At 64.4% G+C, this 20,795-nt stretch carries 18 protein-coding genes, 2 tRNA genes and 1 other RNA gene; 13 read left to right on the top strand and 8 right to left on the bottom strand.

From position 1 onward, the window contains the following. The first annotated feature begins 1 nt into the window (after window position 1). The 6 genes from G7Y54_RS11945 to dxs are packed head-to-tail and all read left to right on the top strand — an operon-like array spanning window position 2 to window position 7,349. The gene (locus G7Y54_RS11945) at window positions 2-1,729 is read left to right on the top strand and encodes a proline--tRNA ligase (protein WP_165077788.1); all 1,728 of its coding nucleotides are present in this window, start codon (window positions 2-4) and stop codon (window positions 1,727-1,729) included. Between the two features lie 33 nt (window positions 1,730-1,762). Then, a complete protein-coding gene (gene xseA, locus G7Y54_RS11940) occupies window positions 1,763-3,304 on the top strand; it encodes an exodeoxyribonuclease VII large subunit (RefSeq protein WP_165077785.1) in 1,542 nt (513 codons plus the stop codon). Next, entirely contained in the window at window positions 3,301-4,272 is a 972-nt protein-coding gene (locus G7Y54_RS11935) for a M23 family metallopeptidase (RefSeq protein ID WP_277424366.1), read from the top strand. Before xseA ends, G7Y54_RS11935 begins: the two co-directional genes overlap by 4 nt. Further along, a complete protein-coding gene (xseB, locus tag G7Y54_RS11930) occupies window positions 4,269-4,511 on the top strand; it encodes an exodeoxyribonuclease VII small subunit (RefSeq protein ID WP_165077774.1) in 243 nt (80 codons plus the stop codon). The genes G7Y54_RS11935 and xseB overlap by 4 nt, the downstream gene beginning before the upstream one ends. Window positions 4,512-4,546: 35 nt before the next feature. Continuing rightward, a complete protein-coding gene (locus G7Y54_RS11925; RefSeq protein ID WP_165078044.1) occupies window positions 4,547-5,437 on the top strand; it encodes a polyprenyl synthetase family protein in 891 nt (296 codons plus the stop codon). Between the two features lies 1 nt (window position 5,438). Beyond that, window positions 5,439-7,349 carry a 1-deoxy-D-xylulose-5-phosphate synthase gene (gene dxs / locus G7Y54_RS11920; protein ID WP_165077771.1) on the top strand — a complete coding sequence of 637 codons (1,911 nt, stop codon included), beginning with the start codon at window positions 5,439-5,441 and terminating at the stop codon, window positions 7,347-7,349. Here the strand turns inward: dxs and tilS are convergent. Genes tilS through G7Y54_RS11900 form a run of 4 tightly spaced genes read right to left on the bottom strand, consistent with a single transcriptional unit; the run spans window position 7,289 to window position 11,333 of the window. After that, on the bottom strand, window positions 7,289-8,434 hold the full coding sequence (tilS, locus tag G7Y54_RS11915; RefSeq protein ID WP_241159356.1) for a tRNA lysidine(34) synthetase TilS: 1,146 nt from the start codon (window positions 8,432-8,434) through the stop codon (window positions 7,289-7,291). The two genes, dxs and tilS, sit on opposite strands and share 61 nt — an antisense overlap. Before the next feature lie 3 nt (window positions 8,435-8,437). After that, window positions 8,438-9,736 (bottom strand): glutamyl-tRNA reductase, encoded by a 1,299-nt coding sequence (gene hemA / locus G7Y54_RS11910; RefSeq protein ID WP_165077769.1) that lies wholly within the window; start codon window positions 9,734-9,736, stop codon window positions 8,438-8,440. A gap of 9 nt (window positions 9,737-9,745) precedes the next feature. Then, window positions 9,746-10,588: a cytochrome c biogenesis protein CcsA gene (gene ccsA, locus G7Y54_RS11905; RefSeq protein WP_165077765.1), complete on the bottom strand. Its 843-nt coding sequence runs from the start codon at window positions 10,586-10,588 to the stop codon at window positions 9,746-9,748. Then, entirely contained in the window at window positions 10,575-11,333 is a 759-nt protein-coding gene (locus G7Y54_RS11900; protein ID WP_165077754.1) for a bifunctional precorrin-2 dehydrogenase/sirohydrochlorin ferrochelatase, read from the bottom strand. Before G7Y54_RS11900 ends, ccsA begins: the two co-directional genes overlap by 14 nt. A gap of 240 nt (window positions 11,334-11,573) precedes the next feature. Here G7Y54_RS11900 and ychF point away from each other — a divergent pair, with 240 nt between their 5' ends. After that, window positions 11,574-12,677: a redox-regulated ATPase YchF gene (ychF, locus tag G7Y54_RS11895; RefSeq protein ID WP_165077751.1), complete on the top strand. Its 1,104-nt coding sequence runs from the start codon at window positions 11,574-11,576 to the stop codon at window positions 12,675-12,677. 621 nt (window positions 12,678-13,298) lie between these two features. Then, entirely contained in the window at window positions 13,299-14,513 is a 1,215-nt protein-coding gene (locus tag G7Y54_RS11890) for an LTA synthase family protein (RefSeq protein ID WP_165077749.1), read from the top strand. Between the two features lie 111 nt (window positions 14,514-14,624). Here G7Y54_RS11890 and G7Y54_RS11885 read toward each other — a convergent pair whose 3' ends face one another. The 4 genes from G7Y54_RS11885 to G7Y54_RS11870 are packed head-to-tail and all read right to left on the bottom strand — an operon-like array spanning window position 14,625 to window position 18,399. After that, window positions 14,625-15,395: an RNA methyltransferase gene (locus tag G7Y54_RS11885; protein WP_241159355.1), complete on the bottom strand. Its 771-nt coding sequence runs from the start codon at window positions 15,393-15,395 to the stop codon at window positions 14,625-14,627. A gap of 7 nt (window positions 15,396-15,402) precedes the next feature. Beyond that, complete coding sequence (locus G7Y54_RS11880; RefSeq protein WP_165077747.1) at window positions 15,403-16,005, bottom strand: DUF456 domain-containing protein; 603 nt, start codon at window positions 16,003-16,005, stop codon at window positions 15,403-15,405. Between the two features lie 3 nt (window positions 16,006-16,008). Further along, on the bottom strand, window positions 16,009-17,307 hold the full coding sequence (locus G7Y54_RS11875) for a phenylacetate--CoA ligase (RefSeq protein WP_165077744.1): 1,299 nt from the start codon (window positions 17,305-17,307) through the stop codon (window positions 16,009-16,011). 33 nt (window positions 17,308-17,340) lie between these two features. Next, window positions 17,341-18,399 (bottom strand): DUF1786 family protein, encoded by a 1,059-nt coding sequence (locus tag G7Y54_RS11870; protein WP_165077742.1) that lies wholly within the window; start codon window positions 18,397-18,399, stop codon window positions 17,341-17,343. Window positions 18,400-18,700: 301 nt separating this feature from the next. Here G7Y54_RS11870 and G7Y54_RS11865 point away from each other — a divergent pair. The 5 genes from G7Y54_RS11865 to G7Y54_RS11845 all read left to right on the top strand — a co-directional run bounded on the left by G7Y54_RS11865 (window position 18,701) and on the right by G7Y54_RS11845 (window position 20,793). Beyond that, a tRNA-Gln gene (locus G7Y54_RS11865) sits at window positions 18,701-18,775 on the top strand. A gap of 4 nt (window positions 18,776-18,779) precedes the next feature. Further along, a tRNA-Glu gene (locus tag G7Y54_RS11860) sits at window positions 18,780-18,856 on the top strand. 206 nt (window positions 18,857-19,062) lie between these two features. Beyond that, an RNA gene (locus G7Y54_RS11855) (hammerhead ribozyme type II) lies at window positions 19,063-19,148 on the top strand. A gap of 209 nt (window positions 19,149-19,357) precedes the next feature. Further along, window positions 19,358-20,425: a helix-turn-helix domain-containing protein gene (locus G7Y54_RS11850; protein WP_165077740.1), complete on the top strand. Its 1,068-nt coding sequence runs from the start codon at window positions 19,358-19,360 to the stop codon at window positions 20,423-20,425. After that, entirely contained in the window at window positions 20,422-20,793 is a 372-nt protein-coding gene (locus tag G7Y54_RS11845) for a TraK family protein (RefSeq protein ID WP_165077738.1), read from the top strand. The genes G7Y54_RS11850 and G7Y54_RS11845 overlap by 4 nt, the downstream gene beginning before the upstream one ends. Window positions 20,794-20,795: the final 2 nt, after the last annotated feature.

Here is a 20,795-nt window from a genome sequence, read left to right as displayed (position 1 = left end):
CATGCGCTTCAGCTCCTGTTACATTCCCACGCTCAAGGAAAGCCCGGCCGACGCCGAGGTGGTCAGCCACAAGCTGTTGCTGCGCGCCGGCATGGTGCGCCGCCTCACTTCGGGCCTCTATATCTACCTGCCGCTCGGGCTCAAGGTCATCACCAAGATCGCCGACGTCATCCGCGAGGAAATGGCGGCCGCGGGCTTCCAGGAGCTGCTGCTGCCCATGGTGCAGCCGGCCGACCTCTGGAAGGAGACCGGCCGCTGGGAGCATTACGGCAAGGAGCTGCTCCGCTTCCGCGACCGCAATGACCGCGAATATTGCCTCGGCCCCACGCATGAGGAGGTCATCACCGACCTCGTGCGCGGCGAGGTGCGCTCGTACCGCCAGCTCCCCGTCCGGCTCTACCAGATCCAGACCAAGTTCCGCGACGAGATCCGGCCACGCTTCGGCCTCATGCGCGGCCGCGAATTCCTCATGAAGGACGCCTATTCCTTCGATGCGGACATGGAGGGCGCGCAGAAGAGCTACCAGCTCATGTATGACGCCTATGTGCGCATCTTTACGCGCCTCGGGCTTCGCTTCCGCGCCGTGGAGGCGGACACGGGCTCCATCGGCGGTAATTTCTCGCATGAGTTCATGGTGCTCGCCGACACCGGCGAGGACACCATCGCGGTGTGCGATTCCTGCGACTACGCGGCCAACCTGGAGCGCGCCGAGGCGGTGTGGACGGGTAAGCAATGCACCGACGCCTGCCCGGACGTGAAGCCCGTGGCCACGCCCGGCGCGCATACGGTGGAGGAGGTGACCACCCTGCTCGGCATCTCGCCGAAGGAGCTCGTGAAGACCATGCTCTTCAGCGTGGACGGCGAGACCGTGGCCGTGCTCGTGCGCGGCGACCGCGAGGTCAATCCCGTCAAGCTCAAGAACCTCCTCAAGGCTCAGGAGGTGGAGCTCGCCAACTCCGCCGCCGTGGAGGCACTTACCCAGGCGCCGCTCGGCTTTGCCGGGCCCGTGGGGCTGAAGCTCCCCATTTATGCGGACCTCGAGCTTCAGGGCGGCACCAACTACGTCACCGGCGCCAACAAGGGCGACACCCACCTCATGCACGTGGACCTCAACCGCGACGCCAGCATCACCGCCTGGGCGGACCTGCGCGAGGTCATCGAGGGCGATGTCTGCCCGCGCTGCGGCGGGCGCCTTTCGCTCACCCGGGGCATCGAGGTGGGCCACATCTTCATGCTCGGCCTCAAGTACAGCTCAAGCATGCACGCCGCTTTCCTGGACGAGAACGGCAAGGAAAAGCTCATGATCATGGGCTGCTACGGCATCGGCGTTTCGCGCGTGGCCGCGGCCGCCATCGAGCAGAACCACGATGACGGCGGCATCGTCTTCCCGCCGCCGGTGGCGCCCTTCGACTGCATCCTGCTCAATCTCGACCCGCGCGACGAGAAGGTCACGGCCGAGGCCGAAGCCCTCTACGCCCTCCTGGAAAAGCAGGGTGTGGACACCCTGCTCGACGACCGCGAGGAGCGCCCGGGCGTCAAGTTCAAGGATGCCGACCTGCTGGGCATCCCGCTCCAGCTCGTGCTCGGCGGAAAGTCCCTCGCCCGCGGCGTGGTGGAGGCCAAGGATCGCAGGAGCGGCGAGAAGACCGAGCTTCCGCTGGACGGCTTTGCCGAGGCTTTTGCCGACTGGGCCGAGGGCGTGCGCCAGGCATGGGCGGCGCGGGCCTGACCGGGAGCATCTGGCGGCAGCGGAGCAGGGGAGATGCGGGACGAGACCGGGGCCGGTGGCAAGGAGGGGTGGGACGCGCCCCTGATTGACGACGCGGAGCCGCCGGAGGCCATCCTTTCCGTGCGGGCGCTCACCGAGCGCCTGCGCCGCACGCTGGAGACGCGCTATCCCTTCGTGTGGGTGCGCGGTGAGGTGAGCAATCTCTCGCGGCCGGCCTCGGGGCATGTGTATTTCAGTCTCAAGGATGCCGAGGCGCAGCTCCAGTGCGTGTGGTTCCGCGGCCGCCAGCGCGAAGGGCGCAACTTTGACCCGCTCACGGGCGAGGTTTTTGACGGCCCGAGGCCTTCGCCGCTGGCCGCGCTCGCCAACGGGCTGGAGCTTCTCTGCGCCGGCCGCGTCAGCGTCTATGCGCCGCGCGGCCAGTACCAGCTCGTGGTGGAGCTCGTTCAGCCGGCGGGCGCCGGGCTGCTCGCCCAGGCCTTTGAGGAGCGCAAGCGCCGGCTCGCCGCGGCGGGCTATTTCGCGCGGGAGCGCAAGCGGGCCCTCCCGTGGAACCCGTGCCGCGTGGCGCTCATCACCTCGCCCGGCGGCGCGGCCATCCATGATTTTCTCGAGCTCGCGGCGGCGCGGGGCTGCGCCTCCCAGATACGGCTGTTCCCGGTGTCCGTGCAGGGCGAGCGGGCGATACCCGAGATTGTGGCCGCCATGCAGGAGGCCAATGCCCAGGCCTGGGCCGAGGTTATCGTGCTCGTGCGCGGCGGCGGCTCGCTGGAAGACCTCTGGGCCTTCAACGAGCCGCCCGTGGCCGAGGCCATCTTCCATTCCCGGCTGCCGGTATTGGCCGGCATCGGGCATGAGGTGGACGTGAGCCTCGCCGACCTCACGGCGGACAGGCGCGCGGCCACGCCCTCCCACGCGGCGCAGTTGCTCTGGCCGCTTCGGGCCGAACTGCTCCAGCGCGTGGACGACCTCGACATGGCGCTCGACCGCGCCATGGCGCTCAGGCTGGAGCGCGCGGCCCACGCGCTGGGCCTCCTTGAGCGGGGCCTCGCCTGGGCCTCGCCCGCGCGCCGGCTGGAGCGGCTCGCTGAGCGCCTCGCCCTGCTGGATGCCGCGTTGCCGGCCGCCATGCGGCGCCTTGTGGACGAAAAGGCACGCCGCCTGGACGCCGTGGAACGGCGGCGCCGCGCCGCCCTCACCGAAGATGGCCTGCGCGCGAAGGCCCTCAGGCTGGAAATGCTCGTGGCGGCGCTCCCCCGGCTCATGGGCCAGCGCATGCAGGCCGCCCGGATGCTGCTTGACGGGCTCGGCACGCGCCTCGGGCGCGCCATGACCGACCAGTTGCGCGCAAGAACGGCGCAACTGGAAAAGCTGGAGCTCACCTTGCAGGCCCGGGATCCGCTGGCGCCGCTTGAGCGGGGCTATGCCCTGCTCTACCGGGAAAACGGGGCGCTCGCCCGCTCGGTGACGGACTTTGCGCCCGGCGCCCCCGTGCGCGCGCAGCTTGCGGACGGCAGCCTCGGCGCCCGGGTGGAAAAGATCGTGCTGGAATCGGGAAAAGGACAAGCCCAATGAACATGCCGAAAAACGGACTCAAACGGGAGCCGCGCCTCGCCTGCGCCCTCACCCTTGTTCTTGCCCTGCTTTTGCCTGCGGGCCTTGCGCATGCGGCGCCGGCCCCGCAGGAGAAGCCACAGCTCGCCGCCCCGGAGAAAGTGGCACGGGGCGACGCCTTCGTGGCCGAGGTGGTCTCCGCTACGCCCATGGATGGGGCGGCCTTTTTCTGGCGCGGCAAGCGGCATGCCGTGGCCGCGCGTGAAGTGCGGGACGCGGCCGGCGGCGCGCCCCTCTGGCGGGCGGAGCTCATGCTGCCCGCGCCGCTCGGGGAAAAGGCGCAGAGCCTCAGCCTCGGCGCCTGCGCCGGCAAGGAATGCGGGAAGCCCGAGGCCACGCGCACGGTCGGCCTCTATGACCGCAAGCGGCCCGTGCAGCGCCTCACCGTGGACAGGAAATATGTGGCGCCCCCGCCGGAAGAGGCCGCGCGCATCAAGCGCGACCGCGAAAAGGTGGCCGCCGCCCTTGCGCAGCGCCTGCCGGAGCGCCAGTGGGAATTGCCGCTTGACCGCCCCGTGCCCGGGACGGTCTCGAGCCTGTTCGGCCTGAAGCGCGTCTTCAACGGCGAGCCGCGCGGCATGCACCGCGGGCTCGACCTGCGCGGCGGGGAGGGCTCGCCCATCCGCGCCTGTGCCGACGGCGTGGTGGCCTTGGTGGACAACCTGTATTTTTCCGGCAATGCGGTCTATATCAATCACGGCGACGGCGTGTTCACCTCCTACCTTCACATGTCGAAGCCGCTGGTCAAGCCCGGGGAGCATGTGAAGCGCGGTCAGGTCATCGGGCTCGTGGGCGCCACCGGCCGCGTGACAGGGCCACACCTGCACCTCGGGCTCGTGGTGCAGGGGGAATCGGTGGATCCGCAGCCGCTGCTCGCGCCCGCGGAGCAGGTGAAGCCGGCGCCCGCGGCAGGAGGCGAAAAGAAATGAAGTGCAAAAAGCCGCCCCGCTTTGAGGAGGCCATGACGCGCCTCCAGGAAATCGTCACGGCCCTTGAGGACGGCCAGCAACCGCTGGAGCAGGGCATCGCCCTTTACAAGGAAGGCGCGGCCCTGGCGCGTTTTTGTCGCGAGCAGCTTGAGAAGGCGCGCCACGAGATTTCCGTCTGGCAGGAGGGCGAGGCCGTGCCCTTCACGGGCCCAGAGAGCGAAGAGGAGGAAGGGGCATGACAGACGCCGGACACAGGCCGCACATGCCGGAAATCATGGACGCCGCGTCCATGAAGGAACTGCTCAAGCGCCGCGGGGTCGCCGTGGAGCTGTGGCTCGCCTCGTGCCTCGATGACCGGGAGATGCCCCCGCGGCTGCGCGAGGCCATGCTCTACAGCCTCCAGGCCGGCGGCAAGCGCCTTCGCCCCGTGCTCTGCATCACCTGCGCGGAGCTGTGCGGCCTCGAGGAGCTGCGCATGCTGCCCTTTGCCGGCGCCATCGAGATGATCCACACCTATTCGCTCATCCATGACGACCTCCCGGCCATGGACGATGACGACCTCAGGCGGGGCAAGCCCTCCAACCACAAGGCTTTTGACGAAGCCACGGCCATCCTTGCCGGCGACGGCCTGCTCACCGACGCCTTTGGCGCCATGTGCCGCGCGCGCGTGCCGGCGCAGCCGCTTCTGGCCGCCATCGCGGAGATTGCCATGGCGGCTGGCTCCTCCGGCATGGTGGGCGGCCAGGAATGGGACATGATCCACACCGGGCGCCCCTCCATCAGCCTTGAGGAACTCCAGACCATGCACGCCATGAAGACCGGGGCGCTCTTGCGGGCCTCCTGCGTGTGCGGGGCGCTCCTCGCCGAGGCGGACAGCGCCGTCATCGACGCCATCGGCGAATACGGTTCGGCGCTCGGCATGGCCTTCCAGATTGCGGACGACATTCTGGACGTGACGGCGGATACCGCGGTGCTCGGCAAGCCCGCGGGCAGCGACGCGGCCCAGGGCAAGAACACCTATCCGTCCATGGTGGGCCTTGCGCAAAGCCGTGAGCTGGCGCTCGCCCAGGCGGCCCGGGCCAAGGCCGCGCTCGCGCCCTTCACCGGGCGGGAGGCCGCCTTCCTGCGCGCGCTCGCCGACTATACCGTGAGCCGGGCCTGCTGACATGGCGCAGAACGCTGCGGCCCTCCATCTTGACGACATCGCGGACCCGGCCCAACTGCTCGGCCTCTCGGACGCGGAGCTCGCAAGGCTCGCCGGCGAGGTGCGCGAGCGCATCATAACCACGGTAGCGGCCAATGGCGGCCATCTCGCGCCGTCCCTCGGGGTGGTGGAGCTGACGCTCGCCCTGCTCTCGGAATTTGACCTCAATCGCGACAAGCTCATCTGGGACGTGGGCCACCAGGCCTACGCCCACAAGCTGCTCACCGGCCGCGCCGCCGAATTTGGGAGCCTCAGGCGCCTCGGCGGCATTTCCGGCTTTCCACGCCCGGGGGAAAGTCCCTATGACCATTTCGGGGTGGGGCACTCCTCCACCTCCATTTCCGCGGCCCTCGGCATGGCGCAGGCGCGCGACCTCGCGGGCTTGAGGCACCATGTCATCGCGGTCATCGGCGACGGCTCGCTTACGGGCGGCGAGGCCTTCGAGGGCCTCAATCTCGCGGGGCACATGGGTCGCCGGCTCATCGTGGTGCTCAATGACAATGAAATGTCCATCTCGCCCAATGTGGGCGCGCTGTCGCTCTTCTTGAGCCGCACCCTGTCGAGCCGCTGGGTGCGCCAGACCAGGCGCGAGGTGCTCCGCTTTTTGCGCAGCATCCCGCGCATCGGCCAGAAGCTCGCCATCTACGCCATGCGCGGCGAGTGGAGCTTCAAGTCCTTCTTCACGCCCGGCATGCTCTTCGAGGCCTTCCGCTTCACCTATATCGGCCCCGTGGACGGCCACGACATCCCGGCCCTGCGCAGGCACCTGCAGATGGCGGCCGCCGTGGAGGACGGCCCGGTGCTCCTCCATGTGCGCACCCGCAAGGGCAAGGGCTACGCCCCGGCCGAGAGCGACCCAACGCGCTTCCACGGGGTCGGGTTGTTCAGCCCGGAGACGGGCGAGGCCGTGGCCCCGGCAGGGAAAAAATCCCCGCCGGCCTTTACCCGCGTTTTCGGCGACACGCTGGTGGAGCTCGCCGAGAAAGATGAGCGCATCATCGCCATCACAGCGGCCATGCCCGAGGGCACGGGCACGGACAAGTTCCGCGCGCGCTTTCCCGAGCGCTTCGTCGACACCGGCATCTGCGAGCAGCATGCCGTGACCTTCGCCGCGGGCCTCGCGAGCCAGGGCTTCCGGCCGGTGCTCGCCATTTATTCCACCTTTCTCCAGCGCGGCTATGACCAGGTGGTGCACGACGTGTGCCTGCAGAACCTGCCCGTCACCTTCTGCATCGACCGCGCGGGCCTCGTGGGCGCGGACGGCGCCACGCACCACGGCGCCTTTGACATCGCCTATTTGCGGCACATCCCCCATATGCGGCTTCTGGCCCCGCGTGACGAGGACATGCTGCGCCACGCCCTGAAGACCGCGCTCGCGCAGGACGGCCCCTGTGCCGTGCGCTATCCCCGGGGCGCGGGGGTGGGGGTGGAGCGCAAGGGCGCGCCTCGGGTGCTCGCGATAGGTGCGGGCGAAGTGCTCCGCGAGGGGGCTGATCTCGCCATCATCGCGGCTGGCCCCTGCGCGCATGCGGCGCTTGCGGCGGCGGCCCGCATCGAGGAAGAGGCGGGCAAACAGGCGCTGGTTTTTGACCCGGTGTGGCTGAAGCCGTTGCCGGAGGGCCAGCTGGCCGGGCTCGCGCGCCGCTTCGACCGCCTCCTCTTCGTGGAGGAGGGGGCGCGCGCCGGCGGCTTTGCCTCGGCGGCGCTGGAATACCTGAGCGATGCCGGCCTCTTGCGGGGCCAACGCATCCGCCGCCTCGGGCTTGAGGATGCCTTTGTGCAGCACGGAACGCAGGCCGAGTTGCGCGGGCTTCAGGGCCTCGATGTGGAGGGCGTCACGTCTGCGGGGCTTGAGCTCTTGCGCGCAGACTGAGCGGCTTTTGTGAAGCGGACGCTCCCGCCGCGCACAAGAGCCTCGACACTTCCCGGAAGCTGGAAGCGCGTATTGCCGCGGCGCTCGCGCAAGGCCTCGTCCAGCGCGAGCAGGGTGGCGCCGCGGGCCTGCCCCGGACTCCCGCTGTCGCCTCCTTGGCTTCTGACGGCGCGCAAGGCCCGCACATAGAGGCGCAGGCGCGCCGCCGGGTGCAGCCCGGCCAGCAAGGCGCGCGGCAGGATGAGGGCCGGGGCGCCGTCTTCCTCGATTTCTTCCCACGGCTGGGCCGCAAGGGCCGCATCCAGCGTCGCATCCCAAAAATCCGCGTCCAGCTCCCCGAGGCGGTGCAGCGTGGCGCATGTTCTGTCCAGCGCCGGGTTTTCGCGCCGAAGCTGCGGCAACACCTCGTGCCTGAGCCGGTTGCGGCGGAAGGCGAGGCTCGCGTTGCTCGCGTCCTCCCGCCAGGGAAGAGCAAGGCGCCGCAGCAGGGCGCGCAGCCTGTCGGGCGGCGTGAAGAGCAGGGGGCGCAGCAGATGCCGCCCCTCGTCCTTCGCGGCCATGCCGGCCAAGCCCGGCCAGCCGGCCCCGCGCGTGAGGCGGAGCAGCACATCCTCGGCAAGGTCGCCCGCATGGTGGCCGAGCACGATCCAGTCCGCGCCAGCGGCCGCGCGTTCTTCTTCCAGCAGCGCGTAGCGCACCCGCCGCCCGGCCTCCTCGAGGCCACAGCCCCACTTACCGGCGCAAGCCGCCACATCGCGCCGGCATACCCGGCAGTGGATATCGAGCCAGTGGCAGAGCGCCTTCACGTGACCGGCGTCCTCCCCGCTTTCGGGGCGCAGGCCGTGGTCCACGCTCAGGGCCGAGAGGCGCAGACCGAGGCGCGGCGCCACTACATGCAGGATGACCGCGAGGGCGGTGGAATCCGCGCCCCCTGAGAGGGCGAGCAGAAGCCGGGCGCCGGGCTGAAGGCCGAGCTTGCGGCGGCAGAAGCGCTCCACGCCGAGGCTGAGGCGCGCGAGACCTGGCGGCAGTTGCCCGAGCGCGGGCGGTGCGGCGGGGAAGGGCGGCCCGGCATCGGGGCGCACGCCTCAGGCTCCCCGGCCGCGCCTGCCGTGGGGGGCGTCGAGGCCGAAGACGCGGCGCACGAGGTTGACGCGGGCCGGCGCTCCCTCGCGGGCCATGCCGTCTTCCTTGAGGAACATGATGGGGTCGTGGTTGAGCTTGTGCGCGATGGCGTGGGCCATGGCCGTGATGGCCGCGCGCTGGCTCTCGTCCAGCGGGCCGAGGCGCTTGAGGGTGCGGGCCAGCTCCTCCTCGGCGGCGCGCTCGCCGCGCCGGACGAGCTCGACGATGGTGGGCTGGCTTTCCAGGCTCTCCAGCCAGCGCGAAAAGAGCGCCACCTCCTCGTCGAGGATGGCCCCGGCCTTGGCGGCCTCCTCGCGGCGCCCGGCGAGGTTTTCCTCCACCACTTCGCGCAAGTCGTCGATATCGTAGAGATAGACGTTGTCGAGCCCGTTGACATCCGGGTCGATGTCGCGAGGCACCGCGATGTCGATGAAGAACATGGGCCGGTTCTTGCGCGTCTTGAGCACGGCGCGCAGGTCGCGCGCGCGGATGACGGGCTCGGGCGAGCCCGTGGAGGTGATGATGATGTCCGCCTCGGCGATGCGGGCCTGCAGTTCCTCAAAGCCGGCCGCCCGCCCGCGGAAGCGCTTGGCCAGCTCCACGGCGCGCTCGCGCGTGCGGTTGACCACCACGATCTCGTCGATGCCCGCCTGGAGCAGGTGCATGGCGGCGAGCTCCGCCATTTCGCCGGCGCCCACCAGGAGCGCGCGGTGCTTCGGCATGTCGCCAAAAATGCGGCGCGCCAGCTCCACGGCCGCATAACTGATGGAAACGGCATTGGCGGCCACCGCCGTTTCGGTGCGCACGCGCTTGGCGACGGAAAAGGCCTTGTGCAGCAGCCGGTTGAGGATGACGCCCGTGGCCCGGCTCTCCACGGATTTGCGGTAGGCCTGCTTGAGCTGCCCCAGGATCTGCGGTTCGCCGAGTACCATGGAGTCCAGGCTCGCGGCCACGGCGAAGAGATGGCGCACGGCCTCGGCGCCGTGGTATTCATAGAGGTAGGGCGCAAGCTCTTCGGGCTCGGCCTGGCGCGCCCCCGCCCAGGAGCGCAAAAGATGCTCGCGCACGGCGCCGCCGTCCGCGCCGACGCCCAAAAGCTCCACGCGGTTGCAGGTGGAAAGGATGAGCGCCTCGGCCACCGGGTCTGCGCAGGGCACGGCCCAGGTCTCCGGGGCGCAGTGCCCGGCGAGGGCGAAGCGCTCGCGCACATCCACGCCGGCGGTGCGGTGGTTCAGGCCCACAAGAACGATGTCCTGCCGCATACGCCCCGCCTATCCGCGCACAAAGGCGTGATGCGTTTCCATGAAAACATTGACCACGACGAGCGAAAAGAGCGAGAGCAGAAAGATGAAAACGGCGAGCCTGGCGGGCTTGCGGCCCTTCCAGCCATTGGCGAGCCGGTTGTGGAAAAGCACGCCGAGCAGGAGCCAGACGAGCAGGCTCACCACTTCTTTCGGGTCGCCCGAAAGAGTGCTGCCGAAAACCGGGCGCGCCCAGAACAGCCCGGCCACGATGCCCAGCGTGTAGAGCGGGAAAGCCGTGAGCGCGCAGACGGCGTTGATTTTATCGAGGATGGCGAGCGCCGGCATGTCCTGCCAGATGCCCTGCATGCGCTGCTTGCTCTTGATGCGCCGCTCGAGGAAGAGGAAGAGCGCCCCGGCGGCGAAAGCCAGGGCCAGGAGCCCGAGGCTCAAAAAGAGCGCGCCGATATGGAAGGCGAAAAAGGGCCCCTTGAGCGAGGCGGGCAGGGGAACGGCCTGCCCGAGCCACGGCGTGGACATGAGAAAGAGGATGAGGCCAAGGAGCGCCGCGAAGATGAGCGGCGCCTCCTGCCGGAAGCGCGCCCACAGCCCGAGGCCGCAGAGCAGCACGAACCAGGCGAGCATCTGGAGATACGCGCCGAGCGTGAGGCCACCGTGGTGCGCGCCATGCGCGCCGAGCGCGAGCAGGAGCGTCTGGCAGGTGAAGGCCGCGCCGGCGAGGAAGCAGGCGCCCTTGCGCCACGATGGGAGCCGCGCGAGCATGCCGATGAGGCCCGCCGCGCCGGCCAGCGCATAGACCGCCAGGGTGATGGCGGTGGAGGTCTCAGGTGCCAGAAAATCAGCAAAACTCATGCGTTTCTCCGTCACTGCCGCTGCGGGGCATCTCCGTGTGGGCATCCGCCGTCCCGTCCAGAAGCGGCAGGGCCTGCACGGCCAGCGCGGTCGGCAGCTCCCGCTCGAGCCAGGCGCGGCAGCGGGCAAGGTCGCCAGCGGCGAGCCAGTCCCCGAGGGGTGAAGCCGCCACTTTGCGGAACAGTTGGCCATTGTGCCGCGTATCCGCCCCCATGGCAAGGACAAGGGGCCGCAAGCGCCCGAGAAAGCGCGCGAGCGCCGCGCGCGGCGCGAGCCACGACTCGAGCTCGCGGCGCAGGATGCGGGTGAGCGCCGGGCTCGCCCCGCCGGTGGAGAGGGCGGCGCGAAGCTCGCCCGCGCGCGCCACGGCCGGCACGGCGAAGGACCCCAGTTCAGGCGCGCTCGCGCAATTGCAGAGCACGCCGGCCTCGCGGCACAGGGCGGCGATGCGCGCATTTTCCCGCGCGTCGGAGGTTGCGGCAAAGACCAGGCGGGCGCTGCCCACATCCGCCGCCGTGCAGGCGCGCCGCTCGAGGCGCACCCGTGGGTCGGCGCACAGCCCTGCGAGTTCATCGTCGCCGGCACCACCACCCGCCACCCCAGGCAAGCCGTTCTCCAGCGCGAGCACCGAGCCCACGCCGGCCGCGAGCACAGCGGCGAGCTTGCGCCGGCCCACCTCGCCGAGGCCGGCCACAAGGCAATGCTCGCCCTCAAGGGAGAGAAAAAGCGGATAAGTGAAGGGCATTGGCGCTGTCCTTGCCGGGCGCGGCCCTTGTTTTGCGGGTGTTTTGCGGGCTGCGCCCCGGCATCTCGCCAAGCATACCCGAGGGCGCGGCGATTGCAAGCACGCGAGGGAGAGGCGTGAGCGCGGCAAGGGCGCCCGGGCGGCGCAGCCCATTGACAGTGGGCCGTTCTTTCCCTACCAAGGGGCCGGTAGCGCCCCGCGCAACGCAAGGACCTCCAACGAACAGGCACAGGAGTCGCCATGGCACTGAGCATCGGTATCGTCGGCCTGCCCAATGTGGGCAAGTCCACGCTTTTCAACGCCCTCACCAAGGCCCAGAACGCGCAGGCGGCCAACTATCCCTTCTGCACCATCGAGCCCAACAAGGCCACCGTGGCCGTGCCCGACGCGCGCGTGGACGCCCTGTCGCGCAAGGTCACGCCCCAGCGCACCATCCACGCCCAGGTGGACTTCATCGACATCGCGGGCCTCGTACGCGGGGCCAGCAAGGGCGAAGGCCTGGGCAACCAGTTCCTCGGCAATATCCGCGAGTGCGCGGCCATCGTGCAGGTGGCGCGCTGCTTTGAGGATGAGAACATCGTCCATGTGGACGGTAGCGTGGACCCGCTGCGCGATGTGGAGACCATCGAGACCGAGCTTTTGCTGGCGGACATCGAAAGCGTGGAAAAGCGGCTCGAGCGGCTGCGCAAGGCCGCCAAGGGCAGCAAGGAGGCCAGGGCATCGGCCGACATCATGGAGCAGCTGCTCGCGCACCTCAATGCGGGCAAGCCGGCCTCCACCTTTCCCCTGCCTGAAGGCGCGGACGCCTTTCTCGCCTCCTGGCGCGAGCTCGGTCTGCTCACGGCCAAGCCGGTCATCTATTGCGCCAATGTGGACGAGGAGAGCGTGGCCGAGGGCAATGCCCACTCCGAAAAGCTGCGCGAGCTCGCCGAGGCGCGGGGCGCCGGCTTCGCCCGCATCTGCGCGCGCCTTGAGGAGGAATTGCAGGGCCTGCCCGAAGAGGAGCAGGCGGAACTTTTGGCCTCCTATGGCGTGGAGGAGGACGGGCTCGGGCGCATCATCCGCACGGGCTATGCCACTCTGGGCCTCGCGAGCTATTTTACCGCCGGGCCGGACGAGGTGCGCGCCTGGACCATCCGCAAGGGCTGGAAGGCCCCGCAGGCCGCGGGCGTCATCCATACGGATTTCGAGCGCGGCTTCATCCGCGCCGAGGTCATCTCCTACGATGACTACATGAGCCACGCGAGCGAGGCGGCCTGCCGGGCCGACGGCGTCCTGCGCGTGGAAGGCAAGGACTATGTGGTGCGGGACGGGGATGTCATGCACTTTCTCTTCAATGTCTGATGGAAGGGAAGACTTCCACTGGCGGTGGACTCGCCTTAAAGCTGACTGTCGTACATTACTGTGACTGATCACGGGTTTTTTCGTATTTCCGTGATCAAGTTGACGGTGTGTGCCTGAACCAATGAGAAGGAGTGCTGGAGAATGGAGTTGAAGCCATGCCACATAAAATCTAATCCTATATATATATATATATATATATATATATATATATATATAGCAATAGGCTGCATTCTCGCCCTCCAATTTTGTTTTCTTCTTCCATTTGTAGATAGCATCCTCCATCCTTCTTTCTTTTTGCTTGAAATCATTGTTCTCCTCATTGTGAGCAGGGCGCTCAAATCAAAAGCGCTGAATATCCTTTTAATTATACCGATATTTCTTGAATCCGCCCAATATGCAAGCCTCTATAGTACGGGAAGTTATATTATCCCGCTTACGATATTAAATATATGTGATGCAGCCAGCATAGGAAAGGAATTATTTTATTTATCTTTAATAATAATCTCATATATCATTCTTTTTTATATAAATATATATCTTCTAAAGAAAGTAAAAAAATTTAGCATTTTTCAAACGAGTATTGTCAGTATTGTGTATTTTCTTGTTATGATAATAGCATTTATGGCTTATAATAAGCAGGTGACGTGGAAAAAGTATCCCTTTCCACTTGAAAATATTTCATTCATCGCGTATAAGGCGGCAAAAATACTGCGTACCTTACCCACGGATACTTTTGCAAAGAGTTTTGAGAAAAACAGTATCAATACATCTTTCAAGGGTAAAATCTCCGCCAAAAATTTTAATAACTCCAATGTCATCGTTATTTTTCTGGAGGGCACCAGCTCCAGGGTACTCAGTGATGATGTAACTCCCAACATTATGAAACTTCGAAAAAATAGCATTGATATCAAAAATTATTTCAATCACACGGCGGCTACCTTCAGGGGATTGCGAGGCCAGCTTATTTCAGGCTTTTGTCTTAAAGGCGGCAGGGACTACGCCCCAGACCTGCAGGGAGTGGACGAATTGGCGCGGAAGAGCCATGCCGGAACTATTCCCCGCATCGAGAGCTTGCCGTATATTCTCGAAAAGAGAGGCTACACGACAGTATTTATTTCACCACATGACAAAAATGAAGGTCTCGCGTCTGTTATGAAAAATGTGGGGTTCCAGCAGGTGCTCACGGCCGAAAATTTTGGTGAAAGGTTTTCAGATTATCTGACGGACAAGCAATCCTACGCGTTCCTTTGGAAAGAACTTATGGCATTGAAATCTTCCAAGGCGCCCTTTTTCCTCTGCCTCTATCAGCTGGGCACGCATCACGGTATGGACAGCCCCGATAAAAAATATGGAGATAAAAAGAATCCTTATCTTAACAAATTCCATAACGCAGATTTTTGGTTGGGCGAGTTTGTGGAAAAATTTTTAGCCAACAGTATATCGGAAAATACTTTTTTAATCCTGACTGCCGACCATGCGACATACTCAACACCTGAGTATCGAAAAACATTTAATACAAATACACAATATTTTATCGACGAAATCCCTTTTATAATTTTTTCTAAAGACATTTCCGGAAAAACAATAGACGCTGATTACAGGAATTCTCTTTCATTAGCGCCGACAATATTGGATATTTTAGGAGTTGATAAGGCCAACAACCATTTTTTAGGTGATTCCATCTTTTTTGATGGCAGAGAGAACGGCTTCTCAAAAATTGCCTGTATAGGATACGAGTGCTATCATATCTGCAAATCTGGGGTAAAGATAATTGAAGACGATTCGTATCGAGAGATTCTTGAATTGATTCACAAATACTTATCTTATTCTGGATAAAAGCTGTCACTGGGAGCGAATGTGCGCATGTGCCGGTGCACTGCGGCGAGCATGCGGAACACACCGATGCCCATGGCGGGATGCTGAGAATGTGAGTGCGTGGAGCCCGTTTCAGCCTTGGCCGTTCTGCCCTGTTTCCAGTTTGTTGCGCACCTGGCGGCACAGGCCCATGAGCGCGTCATACTCGTGCCGCCTGAGCCGCGCGCGCCCGAAAAGCCTGCGCCACGGCAAAAGAAAATACTCCGGGTTGTCGCCGCGCAGCACGTCCAGCGCGAGGAGCATGGCCTTGAAATGTGCCATGAGCCGTTCCTGCTCGGCGGCGGTGATGCCCCGGGCGCCGGTGCGGGGCGTATCCTCCCCGGAGGGCGCTTCCCCCTCCATATCCCTGCCCCGCAGCGCGCGGGCGCATTCATAGAGCACGATGAGCACCGCCTGCGCGAGATTGAGCGAGCTCGCCTCCCCGGCTGTTGGGATGGTGACGAGGCGCTGGCAGAGCAGGGATTCCTCATTGGAAAGACCCCGGTCTTCGGAGCCGAAGACCAGCGAAACGCGCTCCCCGGCGCGCACGGCCCCTGCCGTGACGCTGCCCGCCTGGTCGGCGGTGAGCACGCTCTTGCGCCAGCCACCAAGGCGCGCCGTGGTGCCCAGCACAAGGCGGCTCTTTGCCACGGCTTCCGCAAGGCTTGGGGCCACGCGGATGTGTTCCAGCACGGGCAGCCCCTTGGGCGTCGCCAGCGGCCGCGCTTTTGCGATGTCCCAGCGCTCCGGCGCCACGAGGCAGAGGCAGGGGCAGCCCATGTTGGCGCAGGCCCGCGCGGCCATGCCGATATTTTCAGGAAAGCGCGTCCGCACAAGGACGACTTCAACGGTATCGAGCAGCACGGAGGCCTCAGCAGCAGGCCGCTGCGGCATGCAGGAAGAGGCGCACCACTTCCGCCGGCGCCTCGCCGGAGGGGCCCATCTCCATGGCCTCGGGCCAGATGTGGTGCGCGGTGAGGGCGATCATGGCCGCGCCGGTGCCGCATTTGCAGACAGTGCCCAAAAAGCGGCCCATCATGGCGCCCATGGCCGCGTTCATGGCCTCGCCCGAGGGGCGCCCCCGGGCGATCTCCATGGCGTAGCAGCCGAGCCACGCGCCGGCGAGGGCGCCCAGGAGCGCCCCCAGCCCCCAGAAGAGCGGCGCCAGCAGGATGGCGCCCACGAAGGCGCCCACCATGCCCGCGAAGGTGCCGGAAGAACTGGAGCCGTAGTGCCGGGCCTTGAGCACCTGCACGCCCAGTTCCAGCGCCTCGCCAAGCAGGGCGAAGGCCACCATGCCGGCCCAGAACCAGGCGTCGAGCGCGCCCTGCGCGGGCATGACCAGCTTCCAGAGGGCCACGAGGCCCAGGATGATCCAGTTGGCCGGCAGCCCGAAGATATTGAGAAAGAGCACGAGGCAGAGGAGCGCAAGAAAGGCCCCCGCCAAAAGCGGCGCAAAGGGGAAAAACTCCATGGCTTATTTCTTTTCGCGCAGGTCGCGCACGCGCACGGCCTTGCCCTCGGTGCGCGGCAGGCTGTTGCTCTCCACGAGTTCCACGCTGGGCGTGACCAGTATCTCGTCGCGCAGGCGCTGGGCGATGACCTTTTGCAGGTTGTGGAGCACGCGCATGTCCTCCACGAAATACTCGTCGCGGATCTCCACCTGCACGCGCATCACGTCGCCGAAGCCGTTGTTTTCCAGCAGGATGAGATAACTCTGCCCCACTTCGGGGAAGGTCATGATGACCTCCTCGATCTGCATGGGGTAGATATTGACGCCCTTGACGATGAACATGTCGTCCGCGCGGCCGAGGATGCGGTCCATGCGGCGGTGGCGGCGCCCGCAGGCGCAGCTCCCGGGGAGGAAGCGGGTGAGGTCGCGCGTGCGGTAGCGCAGGATGGGCATGCCCTCGCGGCAGAGGCTCGTCATCACGAGCTCGCCCACCTCGCCGTCCGGCACGGGCTTGCCCGTGGCCGGGTCGACGATTTCGGGGATGTAGGCGTCCTCCCAGATGTGAAGGCCGTCCTGCGCCAGGCACTCGAAGCCCACGCCCGGGCCGTTCATCTCCGAGAGGCCGTAGGAATTATAGGCCTTCATGGCGAACAGATCCTCGATGCGGCGGCGGAACTCTTCGGTATAGGGCTCGGCGCCCACGAGCGCGATGCGCAGGGGGAAGTCCCGCGGGTCTTCGCCCATGCTGCGCAGATGCTCGCCCAGGATGAGCGCGTAGGAGGGCAGGATGTGCGCCACCGTGGTGCGGAAATCCTTGGCGAGCTTGATCTGCCGGCGGGAATTGCCCGCGCCCGCCGGGATGGTCATGCAGCCGAGGCGCTCGGCGCCGAAATGGATGCCGAGGCCGCCGGTGAACAGGCCGTAGCCCGACATGTTCTGGAACACATCCTCGCGCCGCACCCCCACCATATACATGCAGCGGGCCATGAGGTCGGCCCAGGAATTGATGTCGTTCTGCGTGTGGCAGATGGCCACCGGCGAGCCCGTGGTGCCGCTCGAGCAGTGCATGCGCACGATCTCGCTTTGCGGCACGCACAAAAGGCCCGTGGGGTACTGGGCGCGCAGGTCGTCCTTGGTGGTGAAGGGGATGCGCGCAAGATCGTCGAGGCTGTGGATGTTTCTGGCGTCGATGCCGGCCTCGTCCAGGCGCCGGCGGTAGAAATCGCAGCGCCGCGCCCGGGCGATGGTGCTGCGCAGGCGCGTCAGCTGGGTGGCGGCGATGTGATCCCGTGTCCAGAGTTCGGCAGGGTCAAAAACGTCCATCGGTCGTCCTTTAAAGGTGGGCGGCAAGCCGCGTCAGGAGTGGGGGCGCGCGTGCGCCCAACCGTGGAGGATTCCGAAGCAGCCGGCATGGGGCATGTCGCCGTGAGGAGCGATGTCGCGCCCGTGCCCGGCGAGCAGGCTGCGCCGGGCCCCCAAAAGATAAGTGGGCGCAAAACTGCCCGCCGCCTCGCATTGGGCGCCAAAGGCCGTGCCGTGGCCGCCGCTGGCGTGCACGTTCTCGGGCGGGAGCCAGCGCAGCCGGAGCTGGTGCAAATCATCCAGCAGGAGCGGCAGCTCGCGGCCGTCGGTATGGTGCTCGTAGAGTCCGCAGACGTGGCCCTGGTAGACGAGGGCGGCGAACGTGTGCTCGTTGCCGACGCTGACAATGGTGATGCCCTCGCGGAAGCTGCGCTCGAGCACACTTTCGTCGCAGAGCGCGCCGAGAATGGCGCAGGTTGCCGTGTCGGCCACCGGGCCGCCGGTCTTTTGCTGGAGCGCGTGCAGGCGCCGCAGCGTGGCGGGCGCCTGGGCGTAGATCCAGCGGGTGGGGTCGGCGTCGGACGTGAGCAGGACGGTCCAGTCCTTCATGCGGGTGTCGCGCGGCGCGCCGGCGTGGCTGGCGTCATCCTGCGCGGCCGCGAGAATGAGGTGCGGCTGGGGAAGGGCGGAGAGGCGCAGCAGGCCCTGCCAGAATTCGGGCGAAAAATCCTCAAGATGGACTGGCACGCAGTCGGCGGGGCAGGTCTCGGTTATGGTGACGCCAAGGGCGCGGACGGCCTCCGGGTCTGCGTCAATGGCGCGGGAGGCGGAGGCCGTGGCGGAGGTGGGCAGCCCAGCGCCAAGGTGCGCGCGGAGCGCATCAAGGAAGCCGTTGCCCATGATGCCGCCGGCGAGCCAGACGCCGCAGCGGAGCATGGTGAGCTCGCGGATGCGCTGGGCCACCAGCCGCGCTGGGGAGGGCAGGAGCCACCGGGGCCAGTTGGCGCATCCCTGGCCGGCGCGGGCAAGCAGGGCCTTTTGCGTGCCGCTGCCAATATCCAGGCAGAGCACGGGCCCAGCCTCGCGCAAAAAATGGCGCACCTGTTCGTTCATTGCCGCTCTGAGCTCCTGCGCGGAAGTCCGCCGCGGGACTGTGATACCCGGAAATCGCGTATCAGCGCAAGCCCGGGGACGCTGCCTCCCGGCGGAGTTGTGCGGAGCGAGTAGTCATCGGGAGCAGCACAGCGCGCGGGGCTGGGGGCGGCCATGTGGCCGCCACTTATCCACGCCCATGCTCCCTCGCGCAACGTACCCTCTTCCGATTGTTTGCTTGGGGAGTGGGCGATATTCGCCATTTGAGAAAATCTGCTTGACATCCTGTGCCTGTGGTCCTAGTATCCTGCTTCGCAAGCACTGGGTTGTCGTTCAATTGGCAGGACGGCGGATTCTGGCTCCGCTAATCAAGGTTCGAGTCCTTGCAACCCAGCCATCATGTCCCCATCGTCTAGTCGGCCCAGGACAACGGCCTTTCACGCCGTCAACAGGGGTTCAAATCCCCTTGGGGACGCCACCTAGAGATTAACGCTGAAAACCTTCATTCTGAAGGGATTCGGCGTTTTTTCATTTCTCAGGCTAGCCCAACCCTCCGCCTCAAGCCGTGCGGCTTTAACGCTTCACGGTTTGGGGCATTTTTTTATTCCGTTTCTTCCCGATCCTCCCGGCTGTTAAGCCAGTTTTTCAATTCTTCCACCACTTCCGCGCAACATATCCAACCGAAGGCGAAACGCGGCACTGGCGCTTTTGTCGTCCAGTGCCTGCGTCGTCGTGGTGTCGGTTTCCACGGCCTGATGAGCCAGCCGCTCAAATGCTCAAAGCGCGTTTTTCAAGGAGCGTATTTGAGGAAATAGCATAGGCCGGAAAAAAAGCCCTCACAGTTAGCGCTATGAGGGCCATCTGCGGAAGGTAGTCCGCAAATATGTTGCGGATAAACCTTAGCCCCAAGGGCATAGCGGCGTCAAGCTCCGCAGACTCTTTTTTACGCTTTTTTCCGTGCCTGTTCGAGGTAGCGAACATGGACACCTTCACGCCAAAAGGGCACATTCGCGGCCCTATCATGCCCATTCAAATTCTCAAGTCGTGCGAATTGAGTCTGGGGGCAAAAGTTCTTTATAATGCCCTGATTTATTTTGCTGGTGATAAGAATTTTTGTTGGGCTACACATTCGACACTTGCAAAGTTTATCTGCTGTAGTGTTTCTTCCATCAAGAATTATTTGAATGAGCTTAAAATCGTTGGCCTTATCCGTGTAGGGAAAGGCGGTTTTGGTGTATGCAGATACTATTTTTTGAGACCTGCATGGGCATCTGATTCCATTGATAGGGATGATACTCCCAGGCACGGAGAATCTGGCCACGATAAGTCAAAATCTGGCGCGGACTATCCAGAAGAGCCCAGCTCCGGGGCAGATTATGGCTACAAATTTAATTGTAAGAATTTAAAACCAAATAACCCCCCTTACCCCCCTAAGCCCTTGGGCAAAAGTGACCATGCAGGGAACGTCAAAAAACGTGGTGGGGGTGGGAATTATTTTTCCGTGAATCAGGAATTTGAAAAATTTTGGGCCGCCTATCCGCGCAAGGAAGCGAAGGAGCTGGCGCGATCTGTCTGGTTCAAACTTCACCGGCAAGGAAATATCCCGGTTCTCTCCAGCCTGATAAGCGTTCTGGAAAAATTCAAGGTGTGCGGCCAATGGCTCAAGGAGCATGGGCGTTATATTCCCCAGTGCGTGAACTGGCTCAAAGGCCGTAGGTGGCTCGATGAAAACCTCGATGCCGCTGTTCAGTTCACTCCAGAAGAAAAAATCTCCCAGGAACGCCGCCTAAGGCTCTGTAGCCGCCTACAAGCAGAAGAAGCAGAACGCGCCGCCCGGCAAAGAGCAGAGTCGGCAAGGCTGCGCCCGGTTTTCGATGCCTTCCTGTCGTGTTTTTCGGAGTGCGGAAATTCTGGCCCGGCGTGGGGCCTTTGGCATTTACTCCATGTTCAAGGCAAAGCGCCACGGGCTCAGGATGTGCCAAGCAATCCTGGAATGGGCGTTCTTGATTTTCTCCGTAACTGGCAAAGAGAGGTGGCGTTAGCATGAGAAAATGGAAATGGGGTGCTGCCCGCATACAATTTATCAAAGTGCAAGAGGAAACTGAAAAGTTAATCCTCGCAGGTTATCCGAAATTGGATATATATCGTACTTTCAAAGAAAGAGGCGATATAACCATGAGCTATTGCAGATTTTGCGAATTTATAGACCAGAGATTCGAGCAGAGATACACGAAAAAAAGGTCAACAAAGAGAAAGTATATTCCTGTTTCTGAAAGGGAAAGTCAGGATTCGGAAAAATTTGCTCAAGCGTCAGCCACAAAGAGGATTGAAACAAAGCCACAGGAGGAACAGCAAAAAGCGGCAAAGCCTTTCGGCAAGAGAGAAAAAGGACAGCCATATAACACAAATATCTAAGG

Origin of the sequence: Desulfovibrio sp. ZJ746 (assembly GCF_011039155.1) — a bacterium.
Taxonomy (GTDB): domain Bacteria; phylum Desulfobacterota; class Desulfovibrionia; order Desulfovibrionales; family Desulfovibrionaceae; genus Desulfovibrio.
Note: the sequence above shows the minus strand (reverse complement) of the source record. Positions and strands in the feature narration are given on the sequence as shown.

Bases quoted from the DNA above. Each gene is read 5' to 3' on its own strand.
- ccsA (WP_165077765.1), bottom strand. From the start codon at position 10,588: ATGAGTTTTGCTGATTTTCTGGCACCTGAGACCTCCACCGCCATCACC.
- G7Y54_RS11845 (WP_165077738.1), top strand. From the start codon at position 20,422: ATGAGAAAATGGAAATGGGGTGCTGCCCGCATACAATTTATCAAAGTG.
- G7Y54_RS11890 (WP_165077749.1), top strand. From the start codon at position 13,299: ATGGCTTATAATAAGCAGGTGACGTGGAAAAAGTATCCCTTTCCACTT.
- ychF (WP_165077751.1), top strand. From the start codon at position 11,574: ATGGCACTGAGCATCGGTATCGTCGGCCTGCCCAATGTGGGCAAGTCC.
- G7Y54_RS11925 (WP_165078044.1), top strand. From the start codon at position 4,547: ATGGACGCCGCGTCCATGAAGGAACTGCTCAAGCGCCGCGGGGTCGCC.
- G7Y54_RS11850 (WP_165077740.1), top strand. From the start codon at position 19,358: ATGGACACCTTCACGCCAAAAGGGCACATTCGCGGCCCTATCATGCCC.
- xseB (WP_165077774.1), top strand. From the start codon at position 4,269: ATGAAGTGCAAAAAGCCGCCCCGCTTTGAGGAGGCCATGACGCGCCTC.
- G7Y54_RS11945 (WP_165077788.1), top strand. From the start codon at position 2: ATGCGCTTCAGCTCCTGTTACATTCCCACGCTCAAGGAAAGCCCGGCC.
- xseA (WP_165077785.1), top strand. From the start codon at position 1,763: ATGCGGGACGAGACCGGGGCCGGTGGCAAGGAGGGGTGGGACGCGCCC.
- G7Y54_RS11900 (WP_165077754.1), bottom strand. From the start codon at position 11,333: ATGCCCTTCACTTATCCGCTTTTTCTCTCCCTTGAGGGCGAGCATTGC.
- dxs (WP_165077771.1), top strand. From the start codon at position 5,439: ATGGCGCAGAACGCTGCGGCCCTCCATCTTGACGACATCGCGGACCCG.
- G7Y54_RS11880 (WP_165077747.1), bottom strand. From the start codon at position 16,005: ATGGAGTTTTTCCCCTTTGCGCCGCTTTTGGCGGGGGCCTTTCTTGCG.
- hemA (WP_165077769.1), bottom strand. From the start codon at position 9,736: ATGCGGCAGGACATCGTTCTTGTGGGCCTGAACCACCGCACCGCCGGC.
- G7Y54_RS11875 (WP_165077744.1), bottom strand. From the start codon at position 17,307: ATGGACGTTTTTGACCCTGCCGAACTCTGGACACGGGATCACATCGCC.
- G7Y54_RS11935 (WP_277424366.1), top strand. From the start codon at position 3,301: ATGAACATGCCGAAAAACGGACTCAAACGGGAGCCGCGCCTCGCCTGC.
- G7Y54_RS11870 (WP_165077742.1), bottom strand. From the start codon at position 18,399: ATGAACGAACAGGTGCGCCATTTTTTGCGCGAGGCTGGGCCCGTGCTC.